Source organism: Mesorhizobium sp. (assembly GCF_965229135.1).
Lineage (GTDB): Bacteria > Pseudomonadota > Alphaproteobacteria > Rhizobiales > Rhizobiaceae > Mesorhizobium.
The window spans coordinates 510,223-522,450 of record NZ_OZ245860.1 but is presented as its reverse complement, the minus strand read 5'-3'; the positions used below and the strand labels follow the sequence as shown (position 1 = coordinate 522,450).

The 12,228-nt window shown below is 62.5% G+C and carries 10 protein-coding genes; 5 read left to right on the top strand and 5 right to left on the bottom strand.

Annotated features, from left to right (window positions below; all coding sequences use genetic code 11):
* Nucleotides 1–6: 6 nt before the first annotated feature.
* Together ACO07C_RS02435 and hemP are read right to left on the bottom strand one after the other, a co-directional pair.
* Nucleotides 7–1,068, bottom strand: a complete 1,062-nt coding sequence (locus ACO07C_RS02435; protein WP_421912638.1) for a hemin-degrading factor — start codon at nt 1,066–1,068, stop codon at nt 7–9.
* Between the two features lie 8 nt (nt 1,069–1,076).
* On the bottom strand, nt 1,077–1,283 hold the full coding sequence (gene hemP / locus ACO07C_RS02430; protein ID WP_421912637.1) for a hemin uptake protein HemP: 207 nt from the start codon (nt 1,281–1,283) through the stop codon (nt 1,077–1,079).
* A gap of 202 nt (nt 1,284–1,485) precedes the next feature.
* Between hemP and ACO07C_RS02425 the strand changes: the two genes are divergently transcribed.
* Genes ACO07C_RS02425 through ACO07C_RS02405 form a run of 5 tightly spaced genes read left to right on the top strand, consistent with a single transcriptional unit; the run spans nt 1,486 to nt 6,015 of the window.
* On the top strand, nt 1,486–3,732 hold the full coding sequence (locus ACO07C_RS02425; protein ID WP_421912636.1) for a TonB-dependent hemoglobin/transferrin/lactoferrin family receptor: 2,247 nt from the start codon (nt 1,486–1,488) through the stop codon (nt 3,730–3,732).
* Between the two features lie 5 nt (nt 3,733–3,737).
* Nucleotides 3,738–4,181 carry a hypothetical protein gene (locus ACO07C_RS02420; RefSeq protein WP_421912635.1) on the top strand — a complete coding sequence of 148 codons (444 nt, stop codon included), beginning with the start codon at nt 3,738–3,740 and terminating at the stop codon, nt 4,179–4,181.
* 2 nt (nt 4,182–4,183) lie between these two features.
* Nucleotides 4,184–5,275: a TonB family protein gene (locus ACO07C_RS02415; RefSeq protein ID WP_421912634.1), complete on the top strand. Its 1,092-nt coding sequence runs from the start codon at nt 4,184–4,186 to the stop codon at nt 5,273–5,275.
* Nucleotides 5,276–5,327: 52 nt separating this feature from the next.
* Entirely contained in the window at nt 5,328–5,642 is a 315-nt protein-coding gene (locus tag ACO07C_RS02410; protein ID WP_421912633.1) for an antibiotic biosynthesis monooxygenase family protein, read from the top strand.
* Nucleotide 5,643: 1 nt separating this feature from the next.
* Nucleotides 5,644–6,015, top strand: a complete 372-nt coding sequence (locus ACO07C_RS02405; protein WP_421912632.1) for a bleomycin resistance protein — start codon at nt 5,644–5,646, stop codon at nt 6,013–6,015.
* 30 nt (nt 6,016–6,045) lie between these two features.
* Here ACO07C_RS02405 and ACO07C_RS02400 read toward each other — a convergent pair whose 3' ends face one another.
* From ACO07C_RS02400 to putA, 3 genes are all read right to left on the bottom strand, one after another.
* On the bottom strand, nt 6,046–7,236 hold the full coding sequence (locus ACO07C_RS02400; RefSeq protein WP_421912631.1) for a glycosyltransferase family 2 protein: 1,191 nt from the start codon (nt 7,234–7,236) through the stop codon (nt 6,046–6,048).
* A gap of 168 nt (nt 7,237–7,404) precedes the next feature.
* A complete protein-coding gene (locus ACO07C_RS02395; RefSeq protein ID WP_421912630.1) occupies nt 7,405–8,460 on the bottom strand; it encodes a glycosyltransferase family 2 protein in 1,056 nt (351 codons plus the stop codon).
* Between the two features lie 95 nt (nt 8,461–8,555).
* A complete protein-coding gene (putA, locus tag ACO07C_RS02390; protein ID WP_421912629.1) occupies nt 8,556–12,167 on the bottom strand; it encodes a bifunctional proline dehydrogenase/L-glutamate gamma-semialdehyde dehydrogenase PutA in 3,612 nt (1,203 codons plus the stop codon).
* Nucleotides 12,168–12,228: the final 61 nt, after the last annotated feature.

Here is a 12,228-nt window from a genome sequence, read left to right as displayed (position 1 = left end):
TCGTCCTCAGGCAGCAGTCGGGCTCGGGATGCGCGGCAGGTTTTCGGCAAGGAAGCGCCAGTCTTCGCGCTCGCCTTCGCCTTCATGACGCTTGCCGAAGAACTGGATGATCATGTTGCCATCGGCCCCATAGACTTCGAGCGACGTGACATAGCCGTCCTTGGTCGGCTTGCGCACGGCCCAGACCTCGTCGATATGATCGGTTCGCAAATGCAGATGGAACGTCTCGTCCAGAACGTTGATCCATGGGCCCATCGGCTTGATCGACTTGACCGGTCCGGAATGGATCTGGATGCAGCCGCGATTGCCGACAAAGCACATGATCGGCATCTCGCCCTCGGCGGCGTGATGGAACATGGCGCCGACGGCGTCATTGTCGAGCAGCCAGGCGTAGTCCTGGCCAACCATGCGCACCGCTTGCCGACGGCTGAGTTTCAGTGTCTTCAGCATGCCAAAGAACTGATGCACGTCCGTCAGCCGGCTCCAGCGATCGCGCAGATCATCGAGACTGGCGGACGCATCCGGATTTTCGACCTGACCCAAGACCTTGCCTGCCGAAATGGCGACGGTAGGCTCCTGGTTCGACGATTCGAGCTCGGCCACCAGCTTCTGATAGGCATAAAGGTTGGATGCAGGGCGCAGATGCACCTTGTGCACGGCCTCGCCGGCATCGTCGAAGAATTGCAGGCTGCGGCGGATTTCGCCACCGTCACGCTTTTCAACGGCAAAGCCGTGCGCCCAGACCTTGGGGAAGATGCGCAGGTCGATGTTCTCGCCGAGCACCATGGCGTTGTGGTTGCCGGTCACCACCTTGTCGTAGACGCCGATCTTCTCGTGAACGGCACTCTCGTTGCGGGTCAGTGCCATGACCTCTCCAACCGCCTCAAGGCCGGTCAGCAGGTCATTGACGCGCGGCTCGATGCGCACGACGCCATCGCCGCAATGCGCGGCCACCAGTTCGGCTTCCGAAATGCCGAGCTGGGACGCGAGGTCACGCTCGCGCGTTTTCGGATTGTCTGTCCGCGCCCGCCGGATTTCGTGCGGAGCGGGTTTTACGCGCTGGTCCATGTCTACCCCTACTTGTTGAGAATGAGCTTGCCCTGGCGGGTGATCTTCAGCCGGTACAGCGCACCGTGATGCTCGATGCCGATCTCGTGCTCGCCCTGGAAAAGCGTGTTGCTGGACAGGGTCCGCACAGCCAGCGGAACCCGGTCGAAACGGGCCGAAGCATCATCGGAACGGCGGACGCGATAGCGAAAATCATGGGGATTGTGGGTGTTCATCTGGATCGATCCCTTTCCTGTGCCGGGCGTCTGGCTAGGCGTTGCATAGAATGCCGATTCATTTCTTGACTCGAATAATCATGTTTACTAGTCAGTGCAATACCGGACTAAATGAGTCAACATTTAAGACGCCGGTGACGATCAAAAATGCGAGCAAGCGCCAGGCCAGCCAGCATGAAACCTGAATTTTTGGAGTTGGGGCATGGGGTTGGTACATTGGGGACGGTCGGGGCTGGTTGAAAACACGGTCCCGGCGCATCGGCCCATGGCAAAAGGAATGGCCACATTGCTAGCCGGCGTGGCCGCCATGACGCTGCTGGCACCACAGGCTAGCGCGCAACAGGCACAGGCGCCGACGGATCAGCAACAGGCCGAAACGAAGAAGGCCGAGGAGGCCAAAACCGCGCCGGCGGGCGTGACGCTGCTCGACAAGATCCTGATCATCAGCCGCACCGGCGAGACGGCGATCGAATCCATGGCCTCGGTCAGCCATGTCGACCAGGAACAGCTCGACCGCCGCATGGCAACGACACCCGGCGATGTGTTTTTCGGTGTTCCCGGCATCACCATGCAGGCTGACGCCCGGCGAGTGAGCTCAAGCGTGAACATTCGTGGCCTGCAGGACTTTGGCCGCGTCGCCGTGATCGTCGATGGTGCGCGGCAGGATTTCCAGCGTTCCGGCCATGGCACGCAGTCAACGTTTTACCTCGACCCTGAATTGTTGAAGTCAGCCGACGTGATTCGCGGCCCCGTCGCCAATACCTATGGTTCGGGCGCGATAGGCGGCGTGGTCTTCTTTGAGACCAAGGACGCGCAGGATTTCCTGAAGCCAGACGAAACCTGGGCGGCATCGGTTACCGGGCGATACGAAAGCAACGCCAAGGGCTGGACGACAAGCGCGGCAGGCGCCTACCGATTCAACGAGAACTGGGATGTTCTCGGCAACATCGTCTATCGCAACTATGACGACTACAAGGATGGCGGTGGCGACACGGTCAGGGGCACCGGCTTTGACGTGTTGAGCGGCCTGCTCAAGACGACCATCCGCCCCAGCGAGAACAGCGAACTGAAACTGGGCTGGAATGGCACAGGCGACAGCTGGACGGAGACCAGCAGCGGCGTGCCGGCTTATGATGTCGATCTCAAGCAGAATACTTTTACCGCCCGCTACAACATCACCGACGATGCGAAGAGCTGGCTCGATCTCCATGTCAACGCCTCCTACGGCAAGACGAATCTCGATCAGACAAGCGTGATAGCGCTTAACCGCTACGACCCCTCGACCGGCCTTCCGGTGACGGTGCCCGCGGGCGCACAGTCGAACTATGACCTAGGCACGTTCAGCCTCGATGTGTGGAACACATCGCGCTTCGAGACAGGAGATTTCGCCCACCAGCTCACCTATGGCGGCGACTTTGTGAGCGACAACGTTGAAAATGGAGGAGCCACGGGAGGCGACAGCTTCTACTCGCCATCCGGCAAGCGGCGGGTCTCGGGCGGCTACGTCCAGGACAAGATCTCCTGGAACTGGCTGGAGATCGAGGCAGCTCTGCGCTACGACAACTACAGCCTGAAAAGCGATGAAGGTGACACCTCCGGGGATCGTCTGTCCCCGCGTATCACGGTCGGCGTTTCGCCCTTCGAGAGCCCTGGCCTTGATGGTTTGCAGTTCTACGGGACTTACGCCGAAGGCTACCGCTCGCCCTCCATCACCGAAACCCTCATCAGCGGCCTGCATCCGGCCGGTGTTACCTTCCCGTTCCTGCCGAACCCGAATCTGAGGCCGGAAACCGGGAAAACCATGGAAGCCGGTATCAATTACAAGACCAACGGAATTATCCAAGCCGACGATGCGCTGCGTATCAAGGCCGCGTACTTCCACAACGATATCGACGATTACATCGGCTTGAACGACAATGTCGGCGTGGGCAACAACGGATGCCCCTATTTGCCTGGATTGCCACCGATCTGGACTCCGGGAGGCTACTATATCCCGACCTGCGCACAATATCAGAACTACGCCAACGCCAAGATCCAGGGCTTTGAATTCGAAAGCGTTTATGAGGCGGCATGGGGTTTTGCAGGTCTCTCCGCCTCCATCACCAACGGTCATCAGATGACCTATGCCGGCGTCCGCCAGGACCTCTCGACCATCCCGTCCAGTCAGGTCTCGGCGCAGGTCGGCTTCCGCTTCCTCGAAGACAAGCTCACTGTCGGCGGCGAGGTCCAGTACAACGGTAAGCCGAAGGGCAATGCGCTGGCCAAGGATTATACGCTGGTCAACGCCTTTGCCAGCTACCAGGCGACCGACAATTTGAAGGTTGATTTCCGAGCCGACAATCTGTTCGATGTCAAATACGCCAACCCTCTGAATGCCACCACGACATCCGTCGTCTACGAGCCCGGCATCACCCTGAAGCTGGCGGCAACGATGCGATTTGGAGGCTGATGACAATGACGAGCTTGACGACATCGCTTCGTCTGCTGACCTCGGCGCTGGCGATGTCGCTTGCGACGGTGCCGGCGTGGGCTCAGCAGTCCGCGCCGGTCCCTGCCTTGGGCCTCGAGCTCAATGGCGCGCAGCCTTCTGACAAGGGCTGCCGCCTGACATTCGTCGTCAGCAACAATCTCGGCGCCGACCTGTCCAAGACGGCGTTCGAGATCGCGCTGTTCAACGAGGCCGGAGTCGTCGACCGGCTGACCGTGCTCGACTTCAAGGACCTGCCCGCCGGCAAGACCAAGGTGACGCGCTTTGATCTGGCCGGCGCCGACTGCGCCAAGATCAGCCGTGTGCTGATCAACAGCGCGACGCAATGCACGGGCGCGGGCGTCGAACCCAATGCCTGCATGCGCAAGCTGAAGACGGTCTCCAAGACCGGCATCGCCTTCGGCGTCTGACGTTGGGACTGGAAGTTGCCTTCACCCGAAGCATAAGTGGTTCGCCGCTGGCCAGCCCCGGCCCGGTTTCGTTCGAAGCAATCGATCTTGATTTGACAATTGCTCGTGCATCGCGGCAGTTTGCGCCGCGCGACATGCAGGATATCAGCCCCCTCCCCGAGGCCAGTACCGAACTGGCGATCACGCCAGCCGAATCCATCGCGCAAGCGCAACCGCCGGCCGACAAAGGCAAATGGTCGGCGGCGATTATCTTATCCTGCCTTCTTCATGCCGGCGTGGCGGCAGCTTTCCTGATATCGCCCAAGGGCAAGTTGGAATCCCCGAATGCGGAGCAGTCGGAGGGCAGTGATCAATCTGGAGACAAGGTTGCCGGGAGCGCGCTCGACAAGGACCCAGCGGCGATAAACGTGACAATCGAGCCGCCGACACCGGCGCCGGCAAAGCCAGTCAGACCAACGCCGCCAAAGCAACCTACCGAGCCCATACGGGAACCAACGGCCGAGCGTACCGCACCTTCGCCGGAACCTGCCAAGCAGCCGGACATACTGGTGGCCAAAGCCCCCCGCCCCGACGACCAGAGCGTTGTCGCCAGCACCAAAGTGCCGGACAAGCCGGTCACCCAGGTGGAAAAAACCGAAACGTTGGTTGCCGTTCCAGAGCAGCCGCCGATCCCCAGCGCTCGTCCAACTCTGGCCACACCTCCCGCTACAGCAAAGGAAATGGACGACAAACGTGGCACCGCGGACGGCCAGGACCGACTGGCCGAGGCCGCCAGCAAGGGCAAAAGACAGAGAGAGGCCGGCAGCGACGAAGCGGAATTCAACTACCGCAGCGAAGTCATCCGAAAGCTCAGCCGGGTCAACCGTGCCGTTCCGCCTTCGGTGCAATTGACTGCGGTCAACAACGCCGTCGTGACGTTCATGATCGGCGCCGATGGCGGGATTGAGGACCTGCGTATCCTGCAAAGCTCCGGATCGCCAAATTTCGATCAGGTCGCGCTTGGCATCGTGCGCAAGGCAGCTCCCTTCCCGCCAATTCCACCACAGGTCGACAGCAAGACCTTGGTGTTCGAGCCCGAGGTCGGCCCATTTTGAGCGCGCAAAACCGCGACGCGAACCATCAACATCCACGCGAAAGGAAACCACCATGTACATCGCCATGAACCGCTTCAAGGTCGAGAAAGGCTCGGAGGATGCTTTCGAGGGCGTCTGGAAGAACCGTGATTCAAGCCTTTCGGAAATGAAGGGTTTTAAGGAATTCCATCTGTTGCGCGGCCCGGTGAATGAGAACGAGGGCTATACGCTATTCGCTTCGCATACGGTTTGGGCGAGTCACGACGACTTTGTCGCCTGGACAAAATCCGAGAACTTTCGCGCCGCCCACAGGAATGTCGGCAACACCAAGGTCCACTATATCGGCCACCCTCAGTTCGAGGGATTTTCGGTTGTCGAAGGCGCCTGACATGGTTTCGCCTGCGGCCGAGCCTGCGCGCACGATCCCCGTCCTGCCTTCACCCGACATCGCCGTGTCTCGCGATTTCTATCGCGCCCAGCTCGGCTTCGATGTCGTCGGACCCGAGATGGAAGACTATCTGATCGTGCGTCGCAACGAGATGGAGATCCATTTCTGGAAGAGCGAGGATCGCAGACTGCCGGAAACATCATCCTGCTACATCAGGGGCGGTGAAGTGCCGGCGCTGCACGCTGAGTTTTCCGCGCGCGGCGTCGAAAGGCTGAGTGCCTTCACCGTTCGCGCCTGGAACATGAAGGAATTCTACGTCTGGGATCCGCACGGCAATCTTCTGAAATTCGGTTGCGCCCCGGAAGAGGTTTGAGGCTGTCGCCACATGGGCGGCAACCTGTCGTCAGCCAGCGGCCCTGCCGAACAAACGCCGCAGTGCCCTCATGATACGCTTGCGCTGTCGCCGCCAGCGGTTTTTGCGGTCAAGAAGCGGCGCGATGCGCGGGTCGTCGATCAGGCAATCAAACCGCCTCACATGATGCGCAAGGACCGCTGCCACGAAACCTCTGTTGTTGATTGCGTCAAGACGTGCGGCATTGGCCACAACATAGTCGAGAACATCGGCCCCCAAAGCGATTTGCCTGGCCTCGTTCGCCGGCGACTGCTGCACATGTCCGCCCTCGTATGCGCTGTTGGTCGACACATTGGCCCCATGCAGGCGATAGAGGCCCAGGGATTCCGACAGAAGCAGGCTGCCGGCCACCAGATGCGCGCACGTCGCCACAATATAGTCGGTGTTTAAAGTCGACCGGAAGGGGAAAGCCAGCACCGGCTCGAGCGCGCCGCGCCGAAAAACCATCGAGGATGTCGGTGCCCATATCCAGCCATAGGTCTCGGGCCCGAAGTAGGTAATCGGACACTGCGATGAAGAGGCGACCTCAGGCGCTGTCTCGCCGAGCCAAGTGGCGGGTGTCACCGCAATGCCGCGCGCGTCGAATTGGGGACGTGGTTTGCGCAGCGCCGTGTAGGTGCCGCTCAACGCGGCACGGTCATGTTCTACCAGCAAGAGGTCGGAACTGGACAGCGACGCCGGATGTGTCGCGTTCAGATGGCCGGCAAGGTGCGCGGCGAGAAAATCTGGCAGCCAGACATCGTCGGCATCGAGGAAAGCCACGAATGGCCGATTGCCCGCGGCAAAACCATCACGGAATGCTGCAAGCTGGCCGCCATTCTGCGATCGTGCAAGCAAACGCAGGCGCGGATCGCCTATCGCTTCGAGAAGCTGATGGACATGTTCGGCGGAGCCGTCGGTGGACGCATCATCGACTATGACGCAGCTCCACCCCTGGTAGGTTTGCGCCAACACGGAACGGATCGCCTCCTCAACATAGGCGCGATAATTGTGACAGGTAATCACAACGTCGACATGCGGCAGCTCAAAAGGCGCGGATATGCGTTGCATCGGGCGTTTCGCTTCAAATCGAGTTGTGCCCGAGTTCCCCGCCCAGGCGCGTGTTCTCTTGCATACACACAAGCTCGCGACGTGAAAACCTTGGCTCTCCATGCACCAGCCGGCAAGCAGGCGCGGGCGCATGCGGGAATTTGGCGGTTCCACCTGCTACACGGCCTGGTGAGCGAGGCTCAAGGCTCCGCGCGGCGTGGGCATGACAGCCAAGCGGCCGCCCGCGCACGATCCGCATGGCAGCCTGTTGAAAAATCAGCTGCGCGCCTGAAGAGCCGTGAAACCGCCGGCAGCCTGTCGTCAGGCCGAAGCCATGCCGAACAGTCGCCGCAGCCCCCGGGCGAAACGCTTGCGCTGGCGCCGCCAACGGCTTTTGCGATCAAGAAGAGGCCAGATGCGCGGGTCATCGATCAAGTGGCCAAACCGCCTGACATGATGCGCAAGGATCCCCGACACGAAGCCCTTGCCGTTTATTGCGTCAAGACGTGCGGAATTGGCCGCGACATAATCGAAAACATCGGCACCCAAAGCGATCTGCTTGGCCTTGTTCGCCGGCGAATGCTGCACATGTCCGCCCGCATATAAGCTGTTGGTGGAGATGTTGGCCCCGTGCAGGCGATAAAGGCCCAGGAATTCCGGCAGGAGCAGGCTGCCGGCCACCATATGCGCGCAGGTCGCCGCCAGGTAATCCGTGCCCGTCCTCACCTTGAATGGGAAAGCCAGCACTGGTTCGAGTACGCCACGACGGAAAACCATCGATGATGTCGGCGCCCATATCCAGCCGTAGGTTTTGGGCCCCACATAGGTGATCGAATGTTCCGATGCATAGCCGATCCCAGCCCCCTCGCCGAGCTGATTGGCAGGCGGTATGGCGACCCCGATGGGAGCTTCCCCGGGACGCTGTTTGCGCAACCCGAGGTAGGTCCCGCTCAGGACGACACGGCCGCGATCGACCAGAAGAACATCGGAGCTGGACAGAGATGCCGAGTGTAGCGAGTTCAGATGGGCGGACACATGCGCGGCGAGAAAATTCGGCAGCCAGACATCATCGGCATCAAGGAACGCCACGAACGACCGATTGCCCGCGGCAAGACCATCGCGGAATGCTTCGATCTGGCTGCCATGTTGCGATCGTGCCAGCAAACGCAGGCGCCGGTCGCCTATGGTTTCGAGAAGCTGACGGATATGTTCGGCGGAACCGTCGGTGGAGGCATCGTCGACGATGACACAGTTCCACCGCCGGTAGGTTTGCGTCAATACGGAACGGATCGCGTCCTCGACATAGGCGCGATAGTTGTAGCAAGTGATGACAACATCAACATGCGGCAGCTCAACAGGCGGAAACAGGCGTTGCATGGGGTTCGCCTCAAGTCGGGTTCAAACCCGACTATCTCCCAGCGCCTGCCTTTCGCACAAACAAAAAGCCGACAACGAGCAAGAAACCTTGCCCTTTATGCTCCGGCCAGCAGGCTGGCATTGCCTCCCGCCGCTGTGGTGTCGACGCAGACGGCGCGCTCGTGGGCATACGCGGCCGGGTTGAGCACCTCGCTGACCAAAGGCACGATCGGACCGCTGCGGTCGGCGATGACCTTGCGCACGATGCGGGCCGCTTCCGGTGTGCCCGAGAAGGCGACGACGTCTACCCGCAGCGAGCGCGCCTCGACGGGATCGGGACGACCATCGATCGCGGCCAGCGGCAGGCCCTTGCCGGTCAGCGCGGAGAGCGCCGCCGGTGCACCCGGCGCGACGGCCAGAACCGCATTGCCAGCCGCGAGCGCCTGGATGGCTTGGGCGAGCAGCGTATCGCCATCGGGCCCCAGGCAGAGCACCCGCCCGCGCGGCGACAGCGACAGCGTGTTGGCCTCGCCGGTCGGCCCAGGCAAGTCGACCTGGCCGAAATCGATGCCGGCGGCGGCGGCGATGGCCGCCGAGCCCTTGCCGCGCAGATGCTTGCGCAGGATCGCGATCCGATCGGGCCGCGTCGACCAACCGCCAAGCGCCGGATCCGGCAGATTGTCGGCGAGTTCGGTGGCGGTGACCTTATGGCCCTCGGCAAGATGCGTGCCGGCCTCGGGCCCCTTGCGGAAGCGGCGCAGATAGTGCGGGCCGCCGGCCTTCGGCCCGGTGCCCGAAAGCCCCTCGCCGCCGAATGGCTGCGAGCCGACGACGGCGCCGATCTGGTTGCGGTTGACATAGATGTTGCCGGCATGGATGCCGTCGACGAAGTGCTGGACGCGGCCCTCGATGCGGGTGTGCAGGCCAAAGGTCAGGCCGTAGCCCTTGCGGTTGATGGCCGCGATGACCGCGTCGATCTCGTCGGAATCGAAAGTGGCGACGTGCAGCACCGGCCCGAACACCTCGCGCTCCATCTCCTCGATGCCCTTGACCCGGAAGACGTGCGGCGCGACGAAGCGGCCATCCTTCGGCGCTTCGAGCTTGGCGATCAACCGGCCCTGCAGGCCCATCCTGGTGCAATAGTCGCGGATCGACGCCTGCGCCTCGTCGTCGATGACCGGGCCGACATCGGTCGAAATCAGCCAAGGGTCGCCGATATCGAGCGCCTCCATGGCGCCCTTCAGCATCTCCAGCATCTTCTTCTCGACGTCCTTCTGCACGTAGAGCACGCGCAGGGCCGAGCAACGCTGGCCGGCGCTCTGGAAGGCCGAGGCCAGGATATCGCGCACCGCCTGCTCGGGAAGTGCTGTGGAATCTACGATCATCGCGTTGAGACCGCCGGTCTCGGCGATGAGCATCGCATCGGGCGCCGCGGTCTCGGCCAGCTGTTTTTCGATCAGTTTGGCAACTTCCGTCGAACCGGTGAAGCAGACTCCGGCGATACGTGGGTCCGCGGTCAGCGGACCACCGACCGATGGGCCGTCCCCGGGCAGAAGCTGGATGACGTCCTCCGGCACGCCTGCTTCGAGCAGAAGTTCAACGGCACGGAACGCGATCAACGGCGTCTGTTCGGCCGGCTTGGCGATCACCGAATTGCCGGTGACCAACGCCGCCGCGATCTGGCCGGTGAAGATGGCAAGCGGGAAATTCCAGGGCGAGATGCAAACAATGGCGCCGCGCGCCTCGGTGCCCGCTTCGGCGCTGGCTGCTTCGGCGGCGTAATAGCGCAGGAAGTCTACGGCCTCGCGCACTTCCGCCACGCCGTCCGCCAGCGACTTGCCGGCCTCGCGGGTGGCGAGCGCAAAGAACTCGACGGCGTTGGCCTCATAGAGATCGGCGGCACGATTGAGGATGGCTGATCGCTCGGACACTGGACGCCTTGCCCACGCCGGCTGCGCCTCCACCGCGATGCGCACGGCGGTCGCGACCTGCTTCGCGGCCGCCTCATGAACGGTGCCGACCACTTCGGAGGGCTTTGCCGGATTGACCACCGGGCGCGGCTTGCCGTAGCCGGCGGCGCGCGTGATGGGCTTGGCGTGCCAGCGGTCCGGCCCGGCAAATCCGGCCTTCGCCTTGTCGATCGCCGCCAGCGTCACCGTGTCGGTGATGTCGAATCCCTTGGAATTGCGACGACCGGCACCGAAAATCGCGGCGGGACGGGCGATCGCCGGATTGGCGGCCGGACCCTGCTTCTCGACCGTTTCTAGCGGGTCGCGGGCGATGTCCTCCGGTTCGACCTCCTCGTCGGTCAACTGGTGCACAAAGGACGAATTGGCGCCATTCTCCAGCAAACGGCGGACCAGATAGGCCAAAAGGTCGGAATGCGCGCCGACTGGCGCATAGATACGGCAGCGCGTGCCCTCGGCCTGCCGAACCGTTTCGTGCAACGCCTCCCCCATGCCGTGCAGGCGCTGGAATTCAAAGGAGTCGCGATCGGAGGCCATGGACAGGATGGTGGCGACGGTGTGGGCATTGTGGGTGGCGAACTGCGGATAAATGCGGTCCGTCATGCCAAGCAGCTTCTTCGCGCAGGCCATGTAGGACACATCGGTGTTGGCCTTGCGGGTAAAGACCGGGTAGCCGTCGAGCCCAAGCGTCTGCGCCCGCTTGATCTCGGTGTCCCAGTAAGCGCCCTTGACCAGCCGCACCATGATGGTGCGGTCGTACTTCTTGGCCAGCGCATGGAGCCAGTCGATGGTGAAAGCCGCGCGCGGGCCATAGGCCTGGACGACGACGCCAAAGCCGTTCCAGCCGGCCAGTTCCGGATCGGCCAGCACCCGTTCGATCACATCGAGCGACAGATCGAGCCGGTCCGCCTCCTCGGCATCGATGTTGAGCCCCATGCGCGAATGCCGCGCGGCAAGAGCCAGGGACAGAAGCCGCTCGGTCATGACCGGCAGCATCTCTTCCTTCTGCGCCACCTCGTAGCGTGGATGGATCGCCGAAAGCTTGACCGAGATGCCGTGATTCTGGCGGATATCGGGACCGTTGGAGCCGGCATCGAGCGAGGAAATGGCGTCCGCATAGGCCTTGTGGTAGCGCAGCGCGTCGGCCTCGGTGCGGGCGGCCTCGCCCAGCATGTCGAAGGAATAGAGGTAACCCTTCTGGATCATCGACCGGCCGCGCTTCACCGCCTCGGCAATGGTGCGGCCCAGCACGAACTGCTCGCCCATCTCGCGCATGGCGGCGGCAACGGCCTTGCGGATCACTGGCTCGCCCAGCCGGCGCACCATCGAACGCAGCGTGCCCTCGATGCCACCCTCGCCCTCATCGAGCACCCGGCCGGTCAGCATCAGCGCCCAGGTCGAGGCGTTGACGAAGATGGAGCTTGAACCGCCCGAATGCGCCGACCAGTCATGCGGCGCGATCTTGTCGGCGATGAGATCATCCATCGTCTCCGTATCGGGCACGCGCAGCAGCGCCTCGGCCAGGCACATCAGCGCCACGCCTTCCTTGGTGGAGAGGCCGTAGGCCGAGAGGAACACCTCCATCAGCCTGGGATCGGTCGAACCGCGCACCGCACGCACCAGATCGGCGGCACGCGCCGAAATTGCCTTGCGATCCGCCGCCGAAAGCCCGGTCGCCTCGGCCAGGCGTTTCACGGCCTCGTCCTCATCGGGCAAATAATTGGCGCGGATCTGCTGGCGGATGGCGTTGAGCGCTGGCATGGCGGTCCTATCGAGCGAGCACAATTGAGCGGGCCGGCGGTCACCGGACCGAATGGCGTAC